The sequence below is a fragment of the Streptomyces caelestis genome (assembly GCF_001279005.1).
In the GTDB taxonomy this organism is placed as follows: domain Bacteria; phylum Actinomycetota; class Actinomycetes; order Streptomycetales; family Streptomycetaceae; genus Streptomyces; species Streptomyces heliomycini.
Map to the genome: position 1 here is coordinate 17723 of NZ_LGCN01000231.1, position 22363 is coordinate 40085.

The 22363-nt window shown below is 72.2% G+C and carries 22 protein-coding genes and 1 riboswitch; of the genes, 11 read left to right on the top strand and 11 right to left on the bottom strand.

Annotated elements, in window-relative coordinates:
- Positions 1–15 precede the first annotated feature (15 nt).
- Positions 16–1146 carry an NADH:flavin oxidoreductase gene (locus ADK41_RS30345; RefSeq protein WP_030829196.1) on the bottom strand — a complete coding sequence of 377 codons (1131 nt, stop codon included), beginning with the start codon at positions 1144–1146 and terminating at the stop codon, positions 16–18.
- Positions 1147–1302: 156 nt separating this feature from the next.
- On the opposite strand from ADK41_RS30345, the gene ADK41_RS30350 reads away from it, so the two are divergent.
- Positions 1303–1659 carry a hypothetical protein gene (locus ADK41_RS30350; protein WP_030829200.1) on the top strand — a complete coding sequence of 119 codons (357 nt, stop codon included), beginning with the start codon at positions 1303–1305 and terminating at the stop codon, positions 1657–1659.
- 82 nt (positions 1660–1741) lie between these two features.
- Here the strand turns inward: ADK41_RS30350 and groL are convergent, their stop codons facing one another.
- The 4 genes from groL to thrC all read right to left on the bottom strand — a co-directional run bounded on the left by groL (position 1742) and on the right by thrC (position 6069).
- Positions 1742–3364 carry a chaperonin GroEL gene (gene groL, locus ADK41_RS30355; protein ID WP_030829203.1) on the bottom strand — a complete coding sequence of 541 codons (1623 nt, stop codon included), beginning with the start codon at positions 3362–3364 and terminating at the stop codon, positions 1742–1744.
- 383 nt (positions 3365–3747) lie between these two features.
- The gene (locus tag ADK41_RS30360) at positions 3748–3951 is read right to left on the bottom strand and encodes a cold-shock protein (protein WP_004929928.1); all 204 of its coding nucleotides are present in this window, start codon (positions 3949–3951) and stop codon (positions 3748–3750) included.
- A gap of 429 nt (positions 3952–4380) precedes the next feature.
- Positions 4381–4656: a MoaD/ThiS family protein gene (locus ADK41_RS30365; RefSeq protein ID WP_030829206.1), complete on the bottom strand. Its 276-nt coding sequence runs from the start codon at positions 4654–4656 to the stop codon at positions 4381–4383.
- Positions 4657–4770: 114 nt separating this feature from the next.
- Positions 4771–6069 (bottom strand): threonine synthase, encoded by a 1299-nt coding sequence (thrC, locus tag ADK41_RS30370; protein WP_030829209.1) that lies wholly within the window; start codon positions 6067–6069, stop codon positions 4771–4773.
- 17 nt (positions 6070–6086) lie between these two features.
- Positions 6087–6234, bottom strand: a riboswitch (SAM riboswitch).
- A gap of 149 nt (positions 6235–6383) precedes the next feature.
- Between thrC and ADK41_RS30375 the strand changes: the two genes are divergently transcribed.
- The 3 genes from ADK41_RS30375 to otsB are packed head-to-tail and all read left to right on the top strand — an operon-like array spanning position 6384 to position 9731.
- Complete coding sequence (locus tag ADK41_RS30375; RefSeq protein ID WP_030829212.1) at positions 6384–7355, top strand: glucosyl-3-phosphoglycerate synthase; 972 nt, start codon at positions 6384–6386, stop codon at positions 7353–7355.
- 58 nt (positions 7356–7413) lie between these two features.
- Positions 7414–8814, top strand: a complete 1401-nt coding sequence (locus tag ADK41_RS30380) for an alpha,alpha-trehalose-phosphate synthase (UDP-forming) (RefSeq protein ID WP_030829216.1) — start codon at positions 7414–7416, stop codon at positions 8812–8814.
- 56 nt (positions 8815–8870) lie between these two features.
- Positions 8871–9731, top strand: coding sequence for a trehalose-phosphatase (gene otsB / locus ADK41_RS30385; RefSeq protein ID WP_030829219.1), 861 nt, complete (start codon positions 8871–8873; stop codon positions 9729–9731).
- A 234-nt stretch (positions 9732–9965) separates the two neighbouring features.
- Here otsB and ADK41_RS30390 read toward each other — a convergent pair whose 3' ends face one another.
- Positions 9966–10220 (bottom strand): DUF3263 domain-containing protein, encoded by a 255-nt coding sequence (locus tag ADK41_RS30390; RefSeq protein ID WP_030829222.1) that lies wholly within the window; start codon positions 10218–10220, stop codon positions 9966–9968.
- Positions 10221–10230: 10 nt separating this feature from the next.
- On the bottom strand, positions 10231–11499 hold the full coding sequence (locus ADK41_RS30395) for an extracellular solute-binding protein (protein ID WP_051843237.1): 1269 nt from the start codon (positions 11497–11499) through the stop codon (positions 10231–10233).
- A 120-nt stretch (positions 11500–11619) separates the two neighbouring features.
- On the opposite strand from ADK41_RS30395, the gene ADK41_RS30400 reads away from it, so the two are divergent.
- The 3 genes from ADK41_RS30400 (at position 11620) to ADK41_RS30410 (ending at position 14756) form a co-directional block, all read left to right on the top strand.
- Positions 11620–12564, top strand: coding sequence for an ROK family protein (locus ADK41_RS30400; protein WP_078662020.1), 945 nt, complete (start codon positions 11620–11622; stop codon positions 12562–12564).
- A complete protein-coding gene (gene nagA / locus ADK41_RS30405; RefSeq protein WP_030829231.1) occupies positions 12564–13709 on the top strand; it encodes an N-acetylglucosamine-6-phosphate deacetylase in 1146 nt (381 codons plus the stop codon). Before ADK41_RS30400 ends, nagA begins: the two co-directional genes overlap by 1 nt.
- Before the next feature lie 117 nt (positions 13710–13826).
- The gene (locus tag ADK41_RS30410; protein WP_030829233.1) at positions 13827–14756 is read left to right on the top strand and encodes a 1-phosphofructokinase family hexose kinase; all 930 of its coding nucleotides are present in this window, start codon (positions 13827–13829) and stop codon (positions 14754–14756) included.
- Here ADK41_RS30410 and ADK41_RS30415 read toward each other — a convergent pair.
- Both ADK41_RS30415 and cdgB read right to left on the bottom strand, forming a co-directional pair.
- Positions 14753–15682, bottom strand: coding sequence for a carbohydrate-binding protein (locus tag ADK41_RS30415; protein ID WP_030829235.1), 930 nt, complete (start codon positions 15680–15682; stop codon positions 14753–14755). The two genes, ADK41_RS30410 and ADK41_RS30415, sit on opposite strands and share 4 nt — an antisense overlap.
- Before the next feature lie 117 nt (positions 15683–15799).
- Entirely contained in the window at positions 15800–17497 is a 1698-nt protein-coding gene (cdgB, locus tag ADK41_RS30420; protein ID WP_030829237.1) for a diguanylate cyclase CdgB, read from the bottom strand.
- A gap of 313 nt (positions 17498–17810) precedes the next feature.
- On the opposite strand from cdgB, the gene ADK41_RS30425 reads away from it, so the two are divergent.
- Entirely contained in the window at positions 17811–18392 is a 582-nt protein-coding gene (locus ADK41_RS30425; protein WP_030829239.1) for a flavin reductase family protein, read from the top strand.
- Positions 18393–18456: 64 nt separating this feature from the next.
- The gene (locus ADK41_RS30430; protein ID WP_030829241.1) at positions 18457–18930 is read left to right on the top strand and encodes a GNAT family N-acetyltransferase; all 474 of its coding nucleotides are present in this window, start codon (positions 18457–18459) and stop codon (positions 18928–18930) included.
- A gap of 206 nt (positions 18931–19136) precedes the next feature.
- On the opposite strand, the gene arfB is transcribed toward ADK41_RS30430, so the two are convergent.
- On the bottom strand, positions 19137–19574 hold the full coding sequence (gene arfB, locus ADK41_RS30435) for an alternative ribosome rescue aminoacyl-tRNA hydrolase ArfB (RefSeq protein ID WP_030829243.1): 438 nt from the start codon (positions 19572–19574) through the stop codon (positions 19137–19139).
- 153 nt (positions 19575–19727) lie between these two features.
- On the opposite strand from arfB, the gene ADK41_RS30440 reads away from it, so the two are divergent.
- Complete coding sequence (locus ADK41_RS30440) at positions 19728–20303, top strand: TerD family protein (RefSeq protein ID WP_030829245.1); 576 nt, start codon at positions 19728–19730, stop codon at positions 20301–20303.
- A gap of 69 nt (positions 20304–20372) precedes the next feature.
- Here ADK41_RS30440 and ADK41_RS30445 read toward each other — a convergent pair whose 3' ends face one another.
- Positions 20373–21719 (bottom strand): M1 family metallopeptidase, encoded by a 1347-nt coding sequence (locus ADK41_RS30445; protein WP_051843243.1) that lies wholly within the window; start codon positions 21717–21719, stop codon positions 20373–20375.
- A gap of 107 nt (positions 21720–21826) precedes the next feature.
- On the opposite strand from ADK41_RS30445, the gene ADK41_RS30450 reads away from it, so the two are divergent.
- Entirely contained in the window at positions 21827–22327 is a 501-nt protein-coding gene (locus ADK41_RS30450; RefSeq protein WP_030829251.1) for a hypothetical protein, read from the top strand.
- The last annotated feature ends 36 nt before the right edge of the window (positions 22328–22363 follow it).

Below are 22363 nucleotides of genomic sequence, written 5' to 3' on the forward strand. Positions count from 1 at the left end.
GCCGGCCGGCCCGGCTCAGCTCAGCGTCTGCAGGGACGCCGGGTCGTACGGCGCCAGCTCGTCGAAGCGGCCGGCCAGCACCTTGGCCGCCCACTGCGGGTCCTGGAGCAGCGCGCGGCCGACGGCGACGAGGTCGAACTCGTCGCGCTCCATCCGGTCGAGCAGGTCGTCGAGGCCGCCGAGTTCGGCGCCCCGCCCCTGGAACGCCTCGAGGAACTCGCCGTTCAGACCGACGGAGCCGACGGTGACGACGGGCCTGCCGGTCAGCTTCTTCGTCCAGCCGGCCAGGTTGAGGTCGGAGTCCTCGAACTCCGGGAGCCAGTAGCGGCGCGTGGACGCGTGGAAGGCGTCGACACCGGCCGCGGCGAGCGGGGCGAGGATCGCCTCCAGCTCCTGGGGCGTCTCGGCGAGCCGGGCGTCGTAGGCGTCCTGCTTCCACTGCGAGTAGCGGAAGAGGACGGGGAACTCCGGCGACACGGCCGCGCGCACCGCGGCCACGACCTCCGCGGCGAACTTCGCGCGGGCCACCGGGTCGCCGCCGTAGGCGTCGGTGCGGCGGTTGGTGCCGGACCACAGGAACTGGTCGATGAGGTAGCCGTGGGCGCCGTGCAGCTCCACGCCGTCGAAGCCGATGCGCTCGGCGTCGGCGGCCGCCCGGGCGAACGCGGCGACGACGTCGTCGATGTCGCCCTGCGTCATCGCCTTGCCCTCGCCCTCGGTGCCGTCCGTGCGCACCCCGGACGGGCCGACCGCCGGAGCCTGGGGGTACGGCGCCTGGCCCTGCTCGCGGACCATGCCGATGTGCCAGAGCTGCGGCACGATCGTGCCGCCCGCCGCGTGCACCGCCTCGGCGACCTTCGCCCAGCCCGCGAGCTGCTCCTCACCGTGGAACCGCGGCACCCGGTCGCTCTGCCCGGCGGACTCGTGCCCCACGTACGTCCCCTCGGTGACGATCAGCCCGACACCGGCGGCGGCGCGACGGGAGTAGTACGACACGACGTCCTCACCGGGGACGCCGCCCGGCGAGAACATCCGGGTCATCGGCGCCATGGCGATGCGGTTGGGGACGGTCAGACCGTTGATCGCGACGGGCCGGGAGAGCAGTCCGGCGGCTCGGGCGGCGGCGTCCGGGGAGGTGACGGTCACGTGGGGCTCCTCTGCTTCGAATACCAGTCGGTATATGCGCGTGCATCGAATGCACGTTCAGCACCAACCGGGAGGCGGGGAGCGGCATTCCTCCCGGGGCCCAGGTGTGACTCCGGTCACGAAACGTCTCCTCACGCGCCGGGGTACGGTCCCCCGATGAGGACACGCCTGCTGCGCTTCGGCCTGTACGCGGACGAGGAGGGGCTGACGTGGGTCGGCGCGCTCGCCGACGGGGCCGTGGCGGCACACGGCGCCCGGCCCGTCGGGCGGACCGTGCTGCGCGCCCTGCCCGGGAGCGGGATGACGACCGCCGACCTCTACGACGACCTCGCGGAGCAGTGGGCCCGGGAGAACCCGGGACGGAGCGCCGGCGCACGGGAACCGGTCGAGCTGCGGGTGCGCCTGGTGTGCTCGCTGCGGACCTGGCGGGCGGTCCGCAAGGCGGTGCTGCGGGACCTGTGCCCGCAGGGCGCGGCGCCGCACGCCTGCCGCGTGCCGTGGTGCACCGCCTGAAACGCCCGAGGGCGGCACCCCCTGCCAAAAGCAGGGGGTGCCGCCCTCGGTACGTGACGGACGGGTCCGATCCTCGGAAGGATCAGAAGTCCATGTCACCGCCCGGCATGCCGCCGCCGGCCGGGGCCGCGGCCTTCTCCGGCTTGTCGGCGATGACGGCCTCGGTGGTGAGGAACAGCGCGGCGATGGAGGCGGCGTTCTGCAGCGCGGAACGGGTCACCTTCGCCGGGTCGATGATGCCTTCCTTGACCAGGTCGACGTACTCGCCGGTCGCGGCGTTCAGGCCGTGGCCCGGGGTCAGGTTGCGCACCTTCTCCACCACGACGCCGCCCTCGAGGCCGGCGTTGACGGCGATCTGCTTCAGCGGGGCCTCGAGCGCGAGCTTCACGGCCTGGGCGCCGGTCGCCTCGTCACCCTCGAGCTCCAGCTTCTCGAAGACCTGGGAGGCCTGCAGCAGGGCCACGCCACCACCGGCGACGATGCCCTCCTCGACGGCGGCCTTCGCGTTGCGGACGGCGTCCTCGATGCGGTGCTTGCGCTCCTTGAGCTCCACCTCGGTGGCGGCGCCGGCCTTGATGACCGCGACACCGCCGGCGAGCTTCGCCAGGCGCTCCTGCAGCTTCTCGCGGTCGTAGTCCGAGTCGCTGTTCTCGATCTCGGCGCGGATCTGGTTCACGCGGCCCTGGACCTGGTCGGCCGAGCCGGCACCGTCGACGATGGTGGTCTCGTCCTTGGTGATGACGACCTTGCGGGCCTTGCCCAGCAGGTCGAGCGTCGCGTTCTCCAGCTTGAGGCCGACCTCCTCGGAGATGACCTCGCCGCCCGTGAGGATGGCGATGTCGCCGAGCATGGCCTTGCGGCGGTCGCCGAAGCCCGGGGCCTTGACGGCGACGGACTTGAAGGTGCCGCGGATCTTGTTGACGACCAGGGTCGACAGGGCCTCGCCCTCGACGTCCTCGGCGATGATCAGCAGCGGCTTGCCGCCCTGCATGACCTTCTCCAGGAGCGGGAGCAGGTCCTTGACGTTGGAGATCTTGGAGTTCGCGATCAGGATGTACGGGTCGTCGAGGACGGCCTCCATACGCTCCATGTCGGTGGCGAAGTACGCCGAGATGTAGCCCTTGTCGAAGCGCATACCCTCGGTGAGCTCCAGCTCCAGACCGAAGGTCTGGGACTCCTCGACGGTGATGACGCCTTCCTTGCCGACCTTGTCCATGGCCTCGGCGATGAGCTCGCCGATCTGGGTGTCGGCGGCGGAGATGGAGGCCGTGGAGGCGATCTGCTCCTTGGTCTCGACATCCTTCGCCTGCTCCAGCAGGGCGCCGGAGACGGCCTCGACGGCCTTCTCGATGCCGCGCTTCAGAGCCATCGGGTTGGCGCCGGCGGCGACGTTGCGCAGGCCCTCCTTGACCAGGGCCTGGGCGAGAACGGTCGCGGTGGTCGTACCGTCACCGGCGACGTCGTCCGTCTTCTTGGCGACTTCCTTGACCAGCTCGGCGCCGATCTTCTCGTACGGGTCCTCGAGCTCGATCTCCTTGGCGATGGACACACCATCGTTGGTGATCGTGGGGGCGCCCCACTTCTTCTCGAGGACGACGTTGCGGCCCTTGGGGCCGAGCGTCACCTTGACGGCGTCCGCGAGCTGGTTCATGCCGCGCTCGAGGCCGCGCCGCGCCTCCTCGTCGAACGCGATGATCTTGGCCATGTGAAGTGGTCCCTCCAGGACTGGGGGTGATTCCTTCGGACCGCGCCCGCGCCCGCGACGGACGGCTCGCCGACCTTGTGGTTCCTTGCCCCACACGGCCCGCGGGCCTCACCGACCCGGTCCTTCGTTGTCACTCTCACCTTCAGAGTGCTAACGCAATGATTAGCACTCGACCCACCCGAGTGCAAGGTGCGCCCGCGAAGCGGGCTCGTTGAGGGGTGGCGGTCGGGTGACGGGTGGGCGCAAGCGCCTTCGGGGAGTCGCGGGGTGCGCTCAGCCGCACGCGAACACCGTTCGGCCGCACGCGGGCATGGCGAAGGGCCCGCGCCCCGGGAGGCTGCGGACCCTTCGTCGGCAGAAGATGCTTGCGGCAGGTAGCGCGTTCAGGCGCTGAGACGAACCATGTCGGCCTGCGGGCCCTTCTGACCCTGCGAGATCTCGAACTCGACCCGCTGGCCTTCTTCGAGGGTGCGGTAGCCGTCCATCTGGATCGCGCTGTAGTGGACGAAAACATCCGCACCACCGTCGACCGCGATGAAGCCGTACCCCTTCTCCGCGTTGAACCACTTGACGGTGCCCTGAGCCATGCCTAACTCCCCTATTACTGGCCCTTGCACAGATCCACACTTCGCGGATCCGGGTCAGACCTCACCCCCCAACGGTTGGGGGCGTGCGCCGGAACGCGTCGACCGCGGCCGAATGTATCTGTCCAACTGCCCTCTGCAACAGGTCAATCGGACGAGAAATCTGGACGGCGCCGGTCCGGAATGTGGCCAGAATTCGACTGAATCCGGGGCAAGTCGGGCCACACAAAGGGGGCAGATGCCGCGAAGAGGGCTCGCACTTTGGCTACATCCAGTCGGCCCGCGGCAGGAATTCGGTGTTCTCGATCAGTGGATCGGGAGCGCTTTCCCCAACTCTACCGCGCCCAATCCCATGGAATTGCCCCCTCCGCTTCTCTCGTGGAGGGGGCAATGCGCCGAACGCCCGGTCACCGTCATTACCGAAGGTAATGATCAGCCTCCGGCCACCGCCGGAATGATGGACACGCCGGCCCCGTCCGGGGTGGCCGTCTCGAGTCCCTGCTCGAACCGCACGTCGTCGTCGTTGACGTAGACGTTCACGAACCGCCGCAGCTTGCCCTGATCGTCCAGCACCCGGGCGGCGATCCCGGTGTGGTTCTTCTCCAGGTCCTGGATGACCTCGCCCAGGGTGGTCCCCTCGGCGGCGACCTCGGCCTGCCCACCGGTGTAGGTGCGCAGGATGGTCGGAATGCGGACAGTGACGCTCACAGGAAAACCTCCGGAAGGACGACACCCTTGAGGGCGCGGGGCTGCAGGGGACATGCGGCTACCGCCGCGGGGGCGCGACCGGCCACAACGGCCCCGCCCCACAGACCGGACGACTCAGACGAGCCCGGCCTCACGGAACGACTCCAGGCTGGGACGGATCGTCGCGGTGAGCCCCGTCCCCGCCACCGCGTCCAGCGTCTTCAGACCGTCCCCGGTGTTGAGCACGACGGTGGTCAGGGACGGGTCGAGCGCCCCGCTCTCGAGGAGCTTCCTGGTGACCCCCACGGTCACGCCCCCCGCGGTCTCCGCGAAGATCCCCTCCGTGCGCGCGAGCAGCTTGATCGCCTCGACGATCCGCCCGTCGTCCACGTCCTCCACCGCGCCGCCCGTGCGGCGCGCGATGTCCAGGACGTACGGCCCGTCCGCCGGGTTGCCGATCGCCAGCGACTTGGCGATCGTGTCCGGCTTCTGCGGACGTACGACGTCGTGCCCCGCCTTGTACGCGGTGGACACCGGCGAGCAGCCCTCCGCCTGCGCACCGAAGATCTTGTAGGGCCTGTCCTCGACCAGACCGAGCCCGATCAGCTCCCGCAGCCCCTTGTCGATCTTCGTGAGCTGCGAGCCGGAGGCGATCGGGATCACGAGCTGGTCCGGCAGCCGCCAGCCGAGCTGCTCGCAGATCTCGTACGCGAGGGTCTTGGACCCCTCCGCGTAGTACGGCCGCAGGTTGACGTTGACGAAGCCCCAGCCCTCGCCGGCCGGGTCGCCGATCAGCTCGGAGCAGAAGCGGTTCACGTCGTCGTAGTTGCCCTCGATGCCGACGAGCTCACCGCCGTAGACGGCGGCCATGACCACCTTGCCCTGCTCCAGGTCGTGCGGGATGAACACGCAGGACCGGAAGCCCGCACGGGCCGCGGCGGCGCCGACGGCGCCGGCGAGGTTGCCGGTGGAGGAGCAGGAGAGGGTGGTGAAGCCGAACGCGCGGGCGGCCTCGATGGCCTGGGCGACGACGCGGTCCTTGAAGGAGTGCGTCGGGTTGCCGGAGTCGTCCTTGACGAACAGCTTGCCGGCGTCGACGCCCAGCTCGCGCGCGAGGTTGTCGGCCTGGACGAGCTTGGTCCAGCCGGGGTTCAGGTTCGGCTTGGTCGCCACGTCCGCGGGGACGGGCAGCAGCGGCGCGTAACGCCAGATGTTCGCGGGGCCCGCCTCGATCCGCTTGCGGAGCTCCTCGGTGTCGTGGGCCGAGAAGTCGTACGCGATCTCCAGCGGGCCGAAACACTCCTCGCAGGCGAAGACGGGGCCGAGGGGGACCCGGTGTCCGCATTCGCGGCAGGAGAGCGCGGCGGCGGGACCCAGGTCGACGGAGTTCGCGGCGGCGGAGTCGGTGGTGCTTGCAACAGTCTGCACAGCCATGGAGGCGAGGCCCTTTCTCCTCATCTTCCTCACGACGCACCTCGCCGTGAGACGGATTTGGCACCTTCCCTAGCCGGGAGCCTCGCCACGTCCGTGTGACAAGAACCGACTGGAGGGTTGCCGGGGCTTCATCGGGCCGTGTCCCTCTGCCCCTCTGGATGAGCGGTGTTCAGTTGTTTTCCGTGCTGTCCGCGCGGTGACCCCGGCATGCGGTGGTCATCGGCGTTGTTCAAGACTGTAACCGAAGGCCTGCATGGTTGAGATAGTCGTCCGAACCGCGAGATGGATCACAGGCCAGTGAGGAGCCCGGGACCGTGCTGGAAGAAGTCGAGCGCTGGCTGATCGACCGCTCGTGGTCCGTGGCCGACCGCCCGCTCCACCGGATCCTGGCGGCGAAACGCGCCACGGGGCAGACGGTGAGCGTGGTGCTGCCCGCGCTCGACGAGGAGGCGACGGTCGGCGACATCGTGTCGGTCATCCGGCACGACCTGGTGCTCCAGGTCCCGCTGGTCGACGAGGTGGTGGTGGTCGACTCGGGCTCGACCGACCGCACGGCCGAGGTGGCGGCGGCGGCGGGCGCGACCGTGGTGCACCGGGACGCGATCCTGCCCCGGATACCGGCGGTGCCCGGCAAGGGCGAGGTGCTGTGGCGGTCGCTGCTCGTCACGCGCGGCGACATCGTGTGCTTCGTCGACGCGGACCTGCGGGAGTTCTCCTCCGACTTCGTCTCCGGCATCGTCGGCCCGCTGCTCACCGAGCCGGACGTGCAGCTGGTCAAGGCCATGTACGACCGTCCGCTCACGGTGTCCGACGGACGCGCCTCCGGCACGATCGCGGCCGGCCAGGGCGGCCGGGTCACGGAGCTGATGGCCCGCCCGCTGCTGAACATGCACTGGCCCCGGCTGGCCGGCTTCGTCCAGCCGCTGGGCGGCGAGTACGCGGCCCGCCGGAGCCTGCTCGAACAGCTCCCGTTCCCGGTGGGGTACGGCGTCGAGCTCGGCATGCTGGTCGACGCCCTGCACCTGGCCGGCCTGGACGCCCTCGCCCAGGTCGACGTCGGCGTCCGCAAACACCGCCACCAGGACGGCCAGGCCCTCGGCCGCATGGCCGCCGCGATCTACCGCACCGCCCAGCTCCGCCTGGCCCGCGGCCACCTGATCCGTCCCTCCCTCACCCAGTTCGAGCGCGCGGGCGACGGCTTCGAACCCCGCACGTACTCCGTCGACACGGAGGAACGCCCCCCGATGACGGAGATCGCGGAGTACCAGGCACGACGGGTGGCCTGACCCGTATACGGCCGATCCGTGCGTTTGAGGCCCGTGGGGCCGGGCTAGGTTGACGCGTATGGCTGTCACGCAGGGTGCTCAGGTGTTGGTCGCGTCGAATCGCGGGCCGGTCTCGTACACGGTGGAGGACGACGGGTCGCTGCGGGCCAGGCGGGGCGGTGGCGGGCTGGTGTCCGGGCTGTCGGCGATCGGGCCGGACGCCGGGGCGCTGTGGGTGTGCTCGGTGCTGTCCGACGGCGACCGCGAGGCGGTGCGGCGCGGGGTCGGCGAGGACGGCGTGCGGATGCTGGACGTTCCGGCGGACGTGCACGCGGACGCGTACAACGGGATCGCCAACTCGGTGCTGTGGTTCGTGCACCACATGCTGTACCAGACGCCGCTGGAGCCCGTCTTCGACGCGGAGTTCCGCCGGCAGTGGGCGTCGTACGAGGCCTACAACCGGGCGTTCGCCGAGGCGCTGGCCGAGGAGGCGGCGCGGGGCGCGGCGGTGCTGGTGCAGGACTACCACCTCACGCTGGTCCCCGGGATGCTCCGCGAGCTCCGCCCCGACCTGCGCATCGCGCACTTCTCGCACACGCCGTGGGCGCCGCCGGAGTACTTCGCGATGCTGCCCGACGACATCGCGCGGCAGGTGCTGCGCGGCATGCTCGGCGCCGACCGGCTCGGCTTCCTCACCCACCGCTGGGCGGACGCGTTCACCGCGTGCTGCGAGCGGTTCGCGGGCGGGCTCGGGGACACGCGGGTGGGGGTGCACGGCCTCGGCGCCGACGCGGACTTCCTGCGCGCCCGGTCCCACGAGGCGGACGTCGAGGAGCGGATCACCACGCTCCGGGAGGAGATCGGCGAGGGGCGCCGGGCGATCGTCCGGGTCGACCGGACCGAGCTGTCGAAGAACATCGTGCGCGGGCTGCTGGCGTACCGGCAGCTCCTGGACGACCGCCCCGAGTGGCGCGAGCGCGTCGTGCACGTCGCGTTCGCCTACCCCTCCCGGCAGGACCTCGCCGTGTACCGCGACTACACCGCCGAAGTGCGGCGGCTCGCGGACGAGATCAACGAGCGGTACGGGACGCCCGGCTGGCGGCCGGTCGTCCTCCACGTCAAGGACGACTTCGCGCGCTCGCTCGCCGCGTACCGGCTGGCGGACGTGGCCCTGGTCAACCCGATCCGCGACGGCATGAACCTGGTCGCCAAGGAGGTCCCGGTCGTCTCCGACGCGGGCTGTGCGCTGGTGCTGTCGCGGGAGGCGGGCGCCCACGAGGAGCTGGGCGAGGACGCGCTCACGGTCAACCCGTACGACGTCGTCGAGACCGCCCGCGCCCTGGACGAGGCCCTGAGGATGGCCCCGGGCGAACGCGCCGAGCGCACCAAGCGCCTGGCCGCGGCGGCGACCGCGCTGCCCCCGGAGCGCTGGTTCCTGGAGCAGCTGGAGGCGCTGCGGGACGGTCCGGTGTCCCGCTGACCGATGGGGCCGCTCGCGCAGGAGTGCGCGGGGCCGGGCGTGGATAGGTTGGGCGTATGGGCAGTCATACGGATTCCACGGACCCGAACGCCACGCCGACGCCCGCCACGCAGGCCGGACGCGAAGGGCTGGAGGCGCTCGTCTCCCGCCCGGGGAAGGCGCTGATCGCGCTCGACTTCGACGGGACGCTCGCGCCGATCGTGGCCGACCCCGAGCAGGCCCGCGCGCACCCCGACGCGGTGCCCGCGCTCGCCGCGATCGCCCCGCGGGTGGCGGCGGTCGCGGTCGTCACCGGCCGGCCGGCGGGGGTCGCGGTCCGGCACGGGGGCTTCGCGGGCGTCCCCGGCCTCGAACACCTCGTCGTGCTCGGCCACTACGGCGCGGAGCGCTGGGAGGCCGTCACCGGCAGGGTCACCGCGCCCGCCCCGCACCCCGGTGTGGCCGGCGCCCGCGCGGAGCTGCCGGGGCTGCTCGACCGGGTCGGCGCGTGGCAGGGCACCTGGATCGAGGAGAAGGGGCGCGCGGTGGCGGTCCACACCCGCAGGGCCGCCGACCCGCAGGCCGCGTTCGAGTCCCTGCGCGAGCCGCTCGCCGGGCTGGCCGCCCGGCACGGGCTCGTCGTCGAGCCCGGCCGCATGGTCCTGGAGCTGCGCCCGCCCGGCATGGACAAGGGCGTCGCCCTGGGGGAGTACGCCCGGGAGATCGGGGCCGGGTCGGTGCTCTACGCCGGGGACGACCTGGGCGACCTCGCCGCCTACACGGCCGTCGAGAAGCTCCGCACCGCGGGCGTGCCGGGGCTGCTGGTGTGCAGCGGCAGCGACGAGGTCACGGAGCTGAGGGAGCGGGCGGACCTGGTGGTCGACGGGCCGGCGGGGGTCGTACGGCTGCTGCGGGCGCTGGCGGAACGGATGTCCTGACGGGTTCTTTCGCCCCCGCCGCCCCTTCCCTCCCCCACTCCCGGCTCCGCTCGAGCGGGGGGATCCCCATCGTCCCCGGGGGCGCTGTCCCCGGCCCCCGCCCCTCGAACGCCGGAGGGGCCGGCTTCGCCCCGGCCGGCCGGATTCGGCTCGTCCGGCATGTGAGGACGAGGCCCGTACAGGACCGAAGGGGGTCCGGGGGCGGCACCCCCGGGGAAGGGGCGGCGGGGGCGCTCAGCGTTCCGTGCGGCGGGTTTCCCGGACGCGGCGGAGGCGGTTGACCGTCACCGGGTCGTGGGCGAGGGCGCGGGGGTCGTCGAGGAGGGCGTTGAGGAGCTGGTAGTAGCGGACGGGGGCCAGGCCCAGTTCCTCGCGGATCGCGCGTTCCTTGACGCCGGGGCCGGCGAAGCCGCGGCGTTCCAGCGCGAGGATGTCCTGCTCGCGGCGGGCCAGCCGGCCGGCCCCCTGCTCCTCGTCCCCCGTGTCCATGTCCCGCAGGCTACCCCGCGGTCTGCGCGCGCGTCGCCGTCGCCTGGAGGCCGCCGAGGACGCCGGCGGGGCTGCCGTTCGGGGCGACCGCCTTGCCGATCTCCTTCTTGACCGCCGCGTTGACCGTCGCCCAGGAGGTGTTGCCGACCGGGTACAGCTCCGAGGTCGCCAGCTGGTCGAGGAAGGGCTTGAGGTCCTTGTCCTGGCCGGACGCGGCCATCGTCCGGGAGGCGGAGTTGGTGACCGGCAGCAGGTTGTACTCGCGGGAGAAGTCGAGCACGTTCTCCTCGCTGTAGACGAAGTCGAGGAAGTCGCCGACCTGGTCGCGGTGGCCGTTCTCCCTGAAGGCCATCATCCAGTCGGCGACGCCGAGCGTGACCTGGCTCTCGCCGTCGATGCCCGGCGTCGGCACCATGCCGAACTCCACGCCCTTCTCCTTCGCCGTCTCCATCAGCGAGGGGTGCCCGTTGAGCATGCCGACGTCCCCGGCGGCGAACGCCGCGAACGCGTCGGCCCGGTCGAGCTTGCCGGGCGCGACGGGGCCGGTCAGGCCCTTGCCGACCAGCTCGTCCTTCAGCCAGGCGAAGGTCTCGACGTTCCGCGCGGAGTCGATGCTGTACGTGCCCGTGATGTCGGTGTAGCCGCCACCGCCGCTGAGCAGCCACTGCATGGTCTCGGCCTGCGCCTCCTCCGGGCCGAGCGGCAGCGCGTACGGGTACGTCACGCCCTTCGCCTCGAGCGCCTCGGCGGCCGTGGCGAGCTCGTCCCAGGTCCGCGGCGGGGTGACGCCGGCCTCGGCGAACAGCTTCTTGTTGTAGAACAGCACGCGCGTGGAGGAGGCGAACGGCATGCCGTACTGCACGCTGTTGACCTCGCCCGCGGTGGTCAGCTGGGCGAGGAAGTCCGCCTGGACGGGGATGGAGAGCAGGTCGCCGGCCTTGTAGAGCAGCCCCTCGGCCGCGTAGTCGGCGTACGCGCCGATCTGCGCGATGTCCGGCGGGTCGCCCGCGTCGACCATCTCCTTGACCTTGCGGTCGACGTCGTTCCAGGAGTGGACGCTGACGTCGATCCTCACGTCGGGGTGCTCGGACTCGTACCGCTCGACCAGATCGGCCCAGTACTTCTCGGAGCTGTTGGCCGCGCTGTCGCCGTAGTCGGCGGCGACCAGCTTCAAGGTCACGTCGGAGGACCCGCCGCCGAGCCCGCATCCGCCGAGGACTCCCGTCAGCCCCAGTGCGGACACCACCGCGATCGTCCTTGTCCTGACCCGCCGCTGCACTTTCCCTGCCCCTGCCCTGGCGCGTCCGCGCCGTCCGACGACATTTCGATAATCGGAATAAGGTCTACACCACGTGAATGGACTAGACCTCTTGCGGGTCCCCGGTCCACACTGTCCCCCGTGAGACACGTCATCGCCCTCGATGTGGGCGGCACCGGGATGAAGGCCGCCCTGGTCGGAATGGACGGCGAACTGCTGCACCGGTCCCGACGGGCCACCGGCCGCGAACGCGGCCCGGACGCGGTCGTCGCGGACATCCTCGGCTTCGCGGCCGAACTGCGCGCCCACGGCGTACGGCGGTACGGCGAGCCCGCCTCCGCCGCCGGCGTCGCCGTCCCCGGCATCGTCGACGCGGCACAGGGCGTCGCCGTCTACGCCGCCAACCTCGGCTGGCGCGACGTCCCGCTGCGCGCGCTGCTCGCCGAGCGCCTCGGCGGCGTCCCCGTCGCCCTCGGCCACGACGTGCGCACCGGCGGTCTCGCCGAGGGCCGCATCGGGGCGGGCCGGGGCGCCGACCGCTTCCTGTTCGTGGCGCTGGGCACCGGCATCGCGGGCGCCATCGGCATCGACGGCCGGGTGGAGGCGGGCGCGCACGGCTTCGCGGGCGAGATCGGCCACGTCGTCGTACGGCCCGGAGGCGCCCCCTGTCCGTGCGGGCAGCGCGGCTGTCTGGAACGGTACGCGTCCGCCGCGGCGGTGAGCGGGGCGTGGGCGGCGGCCTGCGGCGACCCGGGCGCGGACGCGGCGGACTGCGCGAAGGCCGTCGAGTCCGGGGACGCACGGGCCCGCCGGGTGTGGCAGGAGGCGGTGGACGCGCTCGCCGACGGGCTGGTCACCGCGCTCACCCTGCTGGATCCCGGCACGCTGATCATCGGTGGCGGGCTCGCCGAGGCGGGGGAAACCTTGTTCACACCGCTGCGGGAGGCCGTCCGGCGGCGGGTCACCTTCCAGAAGCCGCCGTCCCTGGTCCCCGCGGCTCTCGGGGACACCGCCGGATGCCTGGGCGCGGGGCTCCTCGCCCGGGACCTGATCGACACCACTGACCCCTCGGAGGTAACCACCTGATGGCCCCCACCAAGGTTCTCGCCGGTGCCCGGGTGGTCCTGCCCACCGGGACCGTGGACGACGGCCGCGTGACCGTCGAGGGCACGCGGATCGCCGGCACGGCGTCCCCCGGGGCCGAGGTCCTCGACGCGTCGGGCCACTGGGTGGTCCCCGGCTTCGTCGACCTCCACAACCACGGCGGCGGAGGGGCGTCCTTCACCGGCGGCACCGCCGAGGACGTCCTGAAGGGCGTGCGCACCCACCGCGCGCACGGCACCACCACGGTGGTCGCCTCCGCCGTCACCGGCGACCTGGACTTCCTCGCCCGGCAGGCCGGGATGCTCGCCGAACTGGCCCAGCAGGGGGAGATCGCCGGCGTCCACTTCGAGGGGCCGTTCATCTCCCCGTGCCGCAAGGGCGCGCACGACGAGGGGCTGCTGCGCGACCCCGACCCGGCCGAGGTGCGCAAGCTCATCGACGCGGCGCACGGGCAGGCGCGGATGATGACGCTGGCCACCGAGCTGCCGGGCGGCCTGGACTCCGTACGGCTGCTCGCCGAGCACGGGGTGATCGCGGCCGTCGGGCACACGGACGCCACGTACGAGCAGACGCTCCGGGCCGTCGACGCGGGCGCGACCGTGGCCACCCACCTGTTCAACGCGATGCCGCCGCTCGGCCACCGCGCGCCCGGCCCGATCGCCGCCCTCCTCGAGGACGAACGGGTCACCGTCGAGCTGATCAACGACGGCACCCACCTGCATCCGGCCGCGCTCCGGCTGGCCTTCCGCCACGCGGGCGCCGACCGGGTCGCCTTCATCACCGACGCGATGGACGCGGCCGGCTTCGGCGACGGCCGCTACATGCTGGGCCCGATGGAGGTCGAGGTCGCGGACGGCGTGGCCCGGCTGGTGGAGGGCGGCTCGATCGCCGGCTCCACGCTCACCCTGGACCGCGCCTTCAAGCGGGCGGTGACGGTGGACGGGCTGCCCGTCGAGGACGTCGTACGGGCGATCTCCGCCAACCCGGCCCGGCTGCTCGGCCTGGACGACCGGATCGGCTCCCTGGAGCCCGGGAAGGACGCCGACCTGGTGGTTCTGGACGACGGGTTCGACCTGGTGGGCGTCATGCGCCGGGGGGAATGGGTGATCGATCCCCGACTGGGCTGATCCGTCCCGTCACCGGGGGACGGCGGCCGGCCCGAGGGGTGGGCCGACCGCCGTCCGTTTGGCATGATCGTGCCCCCGGGACGCGTGGAAGCGCAGGCAGAAGGGGAGGTCGGCCCGGTGATCCTCACGGTCGCACTGAACACCGCTCTCGACATCACCCATCACGTGCCGGCCCTGCGGCCGGGGACCTCCCACCGGGTCGCCGAGGTGACGGAACGCCCCGGCGGCAAGGGCGTCAACGTGGCCCGGGTGCTCGCGGCCCTCGGCCACGAGGTGACCGTCACCGGCTTCTTGGGCGGCACGACGGGCCGGATCCTGCGCGACCGGCTCACCGGGGTGCCGCACCTGACGGACGCGCTGGTCCCGGTCTCCGGCACGACCCGGCGCACCGTCGCCGTCGTCGACGAACGCTCCGGCGCCACCACCCGGCTCAACGAACCCGGCCCGGTGATCACCCACGCCGAGTGGTCCGCGTTCCAGGAGGTGTACGAGGACCTGCTGGCCTCGGCCTCGGCGGTGGCCCTGTGCGGCAGCCTGCCCCCGGGCGTCCCGGTGGGCGCGTACGCGGGCCTGATCCGCACGGCCCGTGCGGCCGGGGTGCCGACCCTCCTCGACACCAGCGGGGCGGCGCTGCGCCGCGGGGTCGCCGGCCGCCCCGACGTCCTCAAGCCGAACGCGGAGGAACTGGCCGAACTCACCGGCTCCCACGAACCGCTGCGCGCCACCCAGGACGCCCGCCGCCGCGGCGCGGGCGCGGTGGTCGCCTCCCTGGGCCCGGAGGGCCTGCTCGCCGTCACCCCCGAGGGCCGCTGGCGCGCGGCCCCTCCGCACCCCCTGCACGGCAACCCGACCGGCGCCGGCGACTCCCTGACCGCGGGCCTCCTCTCGGGCCTGGTGGAGCACCGCCCCTGGCCCGACCGGCTCGTCCGGGCGGCGGCCCTGTCGGCGGCGACGGTACTGGCACCGGTGGCGGGCGAGTTCGACCGAAGGGCCTACGAGGAGCTGCGGACCGGGGTCACGGTGAGCAGGGAGGCGAGCGCGGCCTAGGCTCCCGGCTCCTCTTGGAGCCAGAACTGGTCGAGGTTGGCGTTGCACTGGTTGCCCTCGTTGCACGCGAGCTCGATCGTGTTCGTTCCCTCGTTCAGGTTCACGTTGGCCCAGGTGGTCTGCCAGCCCTTTTCCCAGTCGTCCTTGGGCGTGCCGCCGAAGTTCTTCATGTTCAGCGGACGGGTCTCGGCCTTGCCGTTGACCACCAGGGTGGCGTCGGCATCCACGCCCGGGATGCCGTAGCGCGTGTAGAAGCGGTAGCTGCCGGCTTCCTTGATGCCGTCGACGGTCCAGGTGACCTTCGCTCCCACCTGGTTGAAGCCGGCGACGTAGACGCCGCCGTCGGCCTTCGCGCCCTTGACGTCGGAGGCCTTCGCCGCACCCCCGCTCAGGCTGAGCGCCTGGGCGTCGGTGGTGGGCAGTTCGGTCTTCTCCTCGTCCGGCCCGCCCTTGCTCGCCGACGGGGTGGGCTCGCCCTCGTCCTGGGTCTGGGTCGGGCTCGCGTCGGCCTGGTTGCCGCCGCCGTCCTCGTCGTCACCGCCGAGCATGGCCACGCTGATGCCGATCACGACCGCGGCGACCACCGCGATCGCGCCGATGAGCAGGCCCTTGGTGTTCGGGCCGCGGCCCCGGCCGCCCCCGCCGTGCGACGACTGGTGCGACGTGGCGGTGGTGGCGCCGCCGGGCAGCGTCTCCGGGGCGGCGTAGTGGGCGTTCGGCTGGCCGTAGGCGCCCTGCTGCTGCGGAGCGGGCTGCGCCTGCTGGCCGTACTGGCGGGTTCCGACCGGCCGCACCCGGTTGACCGAGTTCGGGTAGCCGTAGCCCCCGGACGGCGGCTGGGCCCCGTTGGCCTGCCCGTCGGCGTAGAGGTAGCCGAACGGGTCGTCGTCCTCCGGCGTGCTCGCGCCGTTGTTGCCGGCCGTCATCCCTTGGTGCTCCTAGCTGCGGATCGGGTGCGGTACGAGTGGTGGAGTAAGCGAGCCTACCCGCTCCCCATGGCCCGAACGGGTGACCCGGACCGCATCAAACCACTGACCTGCGGTTCATCCCGCACGCCGATGCTGTTTGGGACGAGATCGTTTCTCGACGTACATCCGTTCGTCGGCCGACTTCAGCACTTCGTCCGCCGTCATCCCGCAGTGCGCCCACCCGATGCCGAAGCTGGCCCCGACCCGCACGGCCCGCCCCTCGGCCCGGATGGGCTGGATGATCTCGTTGCGCAGCCGTACCGCGAGGTCCTGGGCGTCGGCCCGGCCGAGCCCGTCGGCGAGGATCACGAACTCGTCGCCGCCGAGCCGGGCGACGGTGTCGCCGTCCCGCACGCCGTTGCCGAGCCGGCGGGCGACCTCGATGAGCACCGCGTCACCCGCGTTGTGCCCGAACCGGTCGTTGATCGACTTGAAGCCGTCGAGGTCGCAGAAGAGCACCGCGAGCCCTTTGGCGCCGTCGTCGAACTCGGCGGCGGGGGCGACGGTGTGCACGTGGTGGTCGTAGCCGTCGTAGCCCCCGTGCCCCTCCGTGCCCGGCGGGAAGTCGAAGTCGTGCCCCCGGTCGAAGGCGGGCGGGCCGTAGGCGGCGTCGTAGGAGTCGAAGGACTCGAAGGGCGCCATGGAGTCGACCGCGGCGGGCGGCGCGCTCTGCGGCGACTGCCGGCACAGCCGGGCGGACAGCCGCGCCCGCAGCTCGGCGGAGTTGGGCAGTCCGGTGAGCGAGTCGTGGGAGGCGCGGTGGGCGAGCTGGAGCTCGCGGCGCTTGCGCTCCTCTATGTCCTCGACGTGAGTGAGCAGGAAGCGGGGGCCGTCGGCGGCGTCGGCGACGACCGAGTTGCGCAGGGACACCCAGACGAAGGTGCCGTCGCGGCGGCCCAGGCGCAGCTCGGCCCGGCCGCCCTCGGGGGAGGTCCGCAGCAGGGTGCCTATGTCCTCGGGGTGGACCAGATCGGAGAAGGAGTAGCGGCGCATCGCGGAGGCGGGGCGGCCGAGCAGCCTGCACAGTGCGTCGTTGGTGCGCAGGATCCGGCCGTGCTGGTCGCCGCCCATCTCGGCGATGGCCATGCCGGAGGGGGCGTACTCGAAGGCCTGCCGGAAGCTTTCCTCACTGGCCCGCAGCGCCTGCTGGTCGCGCTCCAGGCGGACCAGGGCGCGCTGCATGTTGGCCCGCAGACGCGCGTTGCTGATCGCGATGGCGGCCTGGAAGGCGTACATCTGCAGGGCCTCGCGGCCCCAGGCGCCGGGCCGGCGGCCGTTGCGCGGGCGGTCCACGGAGAGGACGCCGACCAGTTCCCCGGAGGTGCCGCCGCCCTGCGGGCCGGGGGCGTACATCGGGGCGAAGAGCCGGTCGGAGGGGTGCCACTCGTCCTCGAAGCGGGGCGCGGGCCCGTCGGTGTACCACTGCGGGACGTCGTCGTCGTCGAGGACCCAGCCCTCGGTGTGCGGTATGAAGACCAGGTCGCCCCAGCGTTCGCCCATGCCGAGGCGGCGGTCCCAGGACGCGCGGGAGCCGGTCCGGCCGGTGATGAGGGCCTCGGCGGCGGAGTTCCCGGCCAGGGCGGCGACGACCAGGTCGCCGTCGGGGCGTACGAGGTTGACGCACGCCAGCTCGTACCCGAGGGCGTCCACGACGCCGTTGGCGACCGTCTGCAGCGTGTCCGCCAGGCTGCGGGCCGTGTTCATGTCGGCCATGGCCTGGTGGAGCTGTCGCAGCGACGCAAGACGGACGTAGGGTTCCGACTCGGTCTCCATCCTCGCCCTCCCCCCGAGACCTCGCAGCGAATCAAGGGTTGTCTTCGGCGTATCGTCCCAGCAGCTTCTCGCCACTGAATCACAGCGCGCTGCCCACTCGGTACACAGGGTCAACAATTATTGCCCCTTGTGACTCAAGTCACAGGTAAACGTGAACAATTGCGTGGTCTTTCCGCGGTTTTCCGGTGTGCGACGAACGCAGTTCTTGTGGTGATTGTGCTCGGACCGTGCCCGGCTCGGGCGCTGGTCCTAGGTCCCGGCTCGGGCCGGAGCCCGATGCGGTGCCTGTGGAGCGGAGATTAGCGTTTCCGGTGTGCCGAACACTCCCGCCCCGTCCGCGATCACCGTTCCGTCCGCCGCCCGGCATGCTGAGGGGGTGAGCAACGACGAGTTCCGAGCCGCCCTGTCCCGACTGGCCGCCGGCGTGGTCCTGGTGACCGCGCAGGAGCCGCCGCTGGACCCCGAGGACCCCGCGGCGCCGGCCGGCGAGGACGTCGGCATGACGGCCACCGCGTTCCTGTCGGTCTCCCTGGACCCACCGCTGGTGCTGGTCAGCCTGCGCAACGGCTCCCGCATGGACGAACTCCTCGACGAACAGCCCTTGTGGGCGGTGTCCGTGCTCTCCGAGAGCCAGCGGCACGTCGCGGGCCGCTTCGCGATGAAGGGCCGGGTCAGCGACCGCCTGCTCTTCGCGGACATCCCGTACCTGCGCGGCGAGCACAGCGGGGCGCCGCTGGTGGGCGGCGCGCTGGCGACCCTGGAGTGCCGCACCGAACAGCGGGTGCCGGCTGGGGACCACACCCTGGTGATCGGCCGCGTCCTGACGGCCCGGGTGCCGAGCGCGGAGGGCGGCCCGCTGACGTATTTCCGGGGCCGTTACCGGCAGTTGGGCTGAACGATTTCCCGTCGTCGCCGAAATCCCTTTCACCGGGCGGGATTCACCCGCCTAGGGTGCCCGGATGACGACGACCACCGCGCTTCGCCTCGAAAAGATCACCCCGGAGAACCTCAAGACCGCCCTCGGTGTACGGGTCCGCCCCGACCAGGAATTCGCCGTCGCCCCGGTGGTGAAATCCCTCGCCGAGGCGTACGTCCGTCCGGACTCCGCCTGGCCCCGCCTGATCATGGACGGCGACCGCGCGGTCGGCTTCCTGATGGCCTTCCTCGACATCGACTGGCACGAGGACGGCGGCAGCGTCATCCGCTCCGGCCTGTGGCGGCTGAACATCGCGGCGGAGGAGCAGGGCCGGGGTTACGGCCGCTTCGCCGTGGAGTCGGTGGCCGAGGAACTCCACCGCCGGGGCACGCGCGAGCTCTACGTCACCTGGCACCCCGGCGACCACGGCCCCGAGGACTTCTACCTGACCCTGGGCTTCCGCAGGACCGGGGAGATCACCGAGGGCGAAACGGTGGGCGTGCTGGACCTGAACTGAAGCGCCGGACCCTCCCAGGGGGTCGGGCTCCAGCGCCCCGAAGGGGCGCGGGGCCGTACCCGGCATGCGGCTACCGCCGCGCGGGCGCGACCGGCCACGACGGACCCGCGGGGACGTTCATGCGGCGCGCCCCGGACCTCCGCCCCCACGCCTCCGCGGGAGCGACCGGGGCCGGGCCACGCCCGAGAACAGTGGGGCGCCGGGGGTCACCCCCAGTCCCGCGCGGAGCGCCCCCGCTTGGTCTCCGACCGCTGCTTCTTCTCCCGCAACCGCCGCTCGTTGATCCCGCGCGGAACACGCGTCGGCCTGCGCGGCCTCGGCGGAGGCGCGGTCGCCTCCGCCAGCAGCGCCGCGAGCCGCACCGCGGCCGTCTCGCGGTTGCGCCACTGCGAGCGGTGCTCCGAAGCGCGAACCGTGATCACACCGCCGGTCAGCCGCCCGGCGAGCCGCTCCAGTGCCCGCTGTTTCCACACCTCGGGCAGCGCCTCGGTACGGGCTAGGTCGAAACGGAGTTCGACCTGGGAGTCGCTGGTGTTCACGTGCTGCCCGCCGGGCCCGGACGACCGCGAGAAACGCCACATGAGCTCGGCCTCGGGCAGCGAGACGGAGCCGCGGACGGGATAGGGACCGGACATGCCGTACAGGTTCCCCCCTCTGACCGGGCCACGTCATCCGAATTATCCCGCGATCCGGGTAAAGAAAGTAAAGACACCCGGAACCTCTCGCACCCCTCTCCGCGTTCAAGGTGGTAGCTGTAGCTTCTAGCCGTACGTACACGAGGGAAGGGACTCCCAACAATGGCTGTAAGCCTGTCCAAGGGTGGCAACGTCTCGCTCACCAAGGAGGCTCCGGGCCTGACCGCCGTCACCGTGGGCCTCGGCTGGGACGTCCGCACCACCACCGGCACGGACTTCGACCTCGACGCCTCGGCGATCGCGGTCAACACGCAGGGCAAGGTCTACTCGGACGCCCACTTCGTGTTCTTCAACAACAAGCAGACCCCGGACAACACCATCGTCCACACCGGTGACAACCGCACCGGCGAGGGCGCCGGCGACGACGAGGCGATCAACGTCAACCTCGCCGCGCTCCCGGCCGACATCGACAAGATCGTCTTCCCGGTGTCGATCTACGACGCCGAGAACCGCAGCCAGAACTTCGGCCAGGTGCGCAACGCCTACATCCGCATCGTCAACCAGGCCGGCGGCGCCGAGATCGCCCGCTACGACCTGTCGGAGGACGCGGCCACCGAGACCGCCATGGTCTTCGGCGAGCTCTACCGCAACGGCGCGGAGTGGAAGTTCCGCGCGGTCGGCCAGGGCTACGCCTCGGGCCTCGTGGGCATCGCCCAGGACTTCGGCGTCAACGTCTGACGGACGCCCCGCTTCCGTGGCGGAGCCCCCGGCCCGGCCTCCCGCCGGGCCGGGGGCTCCCACGCGCGCTCAGGGCCGCTCCGGCCGCCCCGCCCCGTACAGCCAGTCCTTCCAGATCCCGGCGAAGTCCTTGTCCGGAGCCGACTCCTCCACGTACGCCGTGAAGTCACCGGTGTCCGCGTTGCCGTGGCGGTGCTCCCGCGCCCAGCCCCGGAGCAGGGCCCGGAAGGCGTCGTCGCCGACGGTCCGCCGGACCTTGTGCAGCACCATCGCACCGCGCCAGTACACGGGAGTGGCGGAGATGCGCGCCGCGTCCGGCGGATCGGCGGGCGGGAAGGACCAGAGCGCCTCGTTGGTCCCCGCGTCCGGGAAGTACCCGCCGGCGTACAGCGCGTCGAACGTCCGCTGTGCCGTGTCACCGCCGTGGTCCTCCTGCCACAGCCACTGCGCATAGGTCGCGAAGCCCTCGTTGAGCCACATGTCCCGCCAGGTCCTCGGGGTCACCGAGTCGCCGTACCACTGGTGGGCGATCTCGTGGACCAGCAGCGCGGTGTCGGGGGCGCCGGGGAAGACCGGCCGGTTCTGGGTCTCCAGGGCGTACCCGGCGTCCCCGGGGCGCTCGACGATCACGCCCGCGGAGGAGAAGGGGTACGGGCCGAAGGTCCGCTCCGCCCACGCCAGCACCTCGGGGATCCGCGCCAGGACCGCACGGCTCGCCTCCGCCTGCTCCGGATCGACGGCCGTGTACACCGGCAGCCCGCCGGCGGCCGCCGTGCGGCGGACCTCGTACCTGCCGATGGCCAGCGTCGCGAGGTAACTCGCCATCGGCTCACCGGTGCGCCAGCGGTACGTCGTCCGGCTCCCCTTGCGCTCCTCACCGGCCGGCTCCCCGTTGGACACCACCCGCAACTCCTTCGGCACCGTCACCGCGAGGGCGTACGTCGCCTTGTCGGAGGGATGGTGGTTGCCCGGAAACCACGCCGCCGACCCCACCGGCTGCCCCAGCGCCAGCGCCCCGTCGGCGGTGCGCAGCCAGCCCTCCTTCGAGCCGTCCGGGTCGGTGAGGGTCAGCGGGGCGCCGCCGTAGCGCACGGTCACCCGGAAGGCGCCGTCCACGGCCTCGCGCGGGCGGACGGTCAGCTCCTGCCCCGCCCGGCTCCAGCGGGCGGCCACGCCGTCGACGGCGACCTCCTCGACGTCGAGGCCCTCGAGGTCGAGGTTCAGCGCGGAAAGGCCCTCCGTCGCCCGTGCGGTGATCGTCGCGGTGCCGGTGAGACGGCGCGCGCGGGGGTCGTAGGCGAGGTCCAGGGCGTAGTGGCGGACGTCGTAACCGCCGTTGCCGGCCTTCGGGAAGTACGGATCACCCACACCGGAGCCGCCGGCCAAAACTCCCGGACCACCCCCGCAGGCGACCATCGGCACCAGGAGCAGGGCGGCGACGGCACAGCGGGAGCCGGGGCGGTGGGAGCGCACCCCAGGATCCTATGAGGGACGGCGCGCCACGACGTGGCACCATCACCCTCGTGCTCGACATCGGCTACGCCCTCTCCAACCGCTTCCCCGACCCCCCGCAGACCGACTACCGCCGCGCGGACGTCCACGCCCTGCGGCACGACCTCTTCTGCGGAGACGTCTACCTCGCCGACACGACGTCGGACCGCGAGCTGTCCACGGCCTGGGGATGGGTACCGGTGCTCGACTTCGCGTGGGCGCTGTGCGACATCGTGGAACTCGTCGACCGGGACCCGGCCGGCTCCCGCGCCTCCCGCCCCCAGCACGCGGAACTGGACTTCACCGAATCCACCGACCGCCTGCTCTTCGAACGCCGCTTCGGCTGGGTGGACATCGAAGCGGAGTGGCTGCCCGCCTCCGAACCCCCGCTGACCTTCTCCCACGCCGAACTCCGCCGCGAGGCACGCGACTTCCTCCACGACCTCCTGGCCGACCTGACCGACCTCCACGAGGACCTCGGCGAGAACCCGGCCGTCTGGACCCTCCAGGCCCGCTACCCCCGCGTGAAGTAACCCCCTCCCCTCCCCCTCACCCCTCCACCCCGATCC

What these genes read in the sequence shown, in the direction of transcription:
- ADK41_RS30360 (WP_004929928.1), bottom strand. Translation starts at nt 3,951, where the DNA reads ATGGCTCAGGGCACCGTCAAGTGGTTCAACGCGGAGAAGGGGTACGGC.
- cdgB (WP_030829237.1), bottom strand. Translation starts at nt 17,497, where the DNA reads ATGGAGACCGAGTCGGAACCCTACGTCCGTCTTGCGTCGCTGCGACAG.
- ADK41_RS30390 (WP_030829222.1), bottom strand. Translation starts at nt 10,220, where the DNA reads ATGGACACGGGGGACGAGGAGCAGGGGGCCGGCCGGCTGGCCCGCCGC.
- ADK41_RS30440 (WP_030829245.1), top strand. Translation starts at nt 19,728, where the DNA reads ATGGCTGTAAGCCTGTCCAAGGGTGGCAACGTCTCGCTCACCAAGGAG.
- groL (WP_030829203.1), bottom strand. Translation starts at nt 3,364, where the DNA reads ATGGCCAAGATCATCGCGTTCGACGAGGAGGCGCGGCGCGGCCTCGAG.
- ADK41_RS30415 (WP_030829235.1), bottom strand. Translation starts at nt 15,682, where the DNA reads ATGACGGCCGGCAACAACGGCGCGAGCACGCCGGAGGACGACGACCCG.
- nagA (WP_030829231.1), top strand. Translation starts at nt 12,564, where the DNA reads ATGGCCCCCACCAAGGTTCTCGCCGGTGCCCGGGTGGTCCTGCCCACC.
- ADK41_RS30380 (WP_030829216.1), top strand. Translation starts at nt 7,414, where the DNA reads ATGGCTGTCACGCAGGGTGCTCAGGTGTTGGTCGCGTCGAATCGCGGG.
- ADK41_RS30430 (WP_030829241.1), top strand. Translation starts at nt 18,457, where the DNA reads ATGACGACGACCACCGCGCTTCGCCTCGAAAAGATCACCCCGGAGAAC.
- thrC (WP_030829209.1), bottom strand. Translation starts at nt 6,069, where the DNA reads ATGGCTGTGCAGACTGTTGCAAGCACCACCGACTCCGCCGCCGCGAAC.
- ADK41_RS30445 (WP_051843243.1), bottom strand. Translation starts at nt 21,719, where the DNA reads ATGGTCGCCTGCGGGGGTGGTCCGGGAGTTTTGGCCGGCGGCTCCGGT.
- ADK41_RS30350 (WP_030829200.1), top strand. Translation starts at nt 1,303, where the DNA reads ATGAGGACACGCCTGCTGCGCTTCGGCCTGTACGCGGACGAGGAGGGG.
- otsB (WP_030829219.1), top strand. Translation starts at nt 8,871, where the DNA reads ATGGGCAGTCATACGGATTCCACGGACCCGAACGCCACGCCGACGCCC.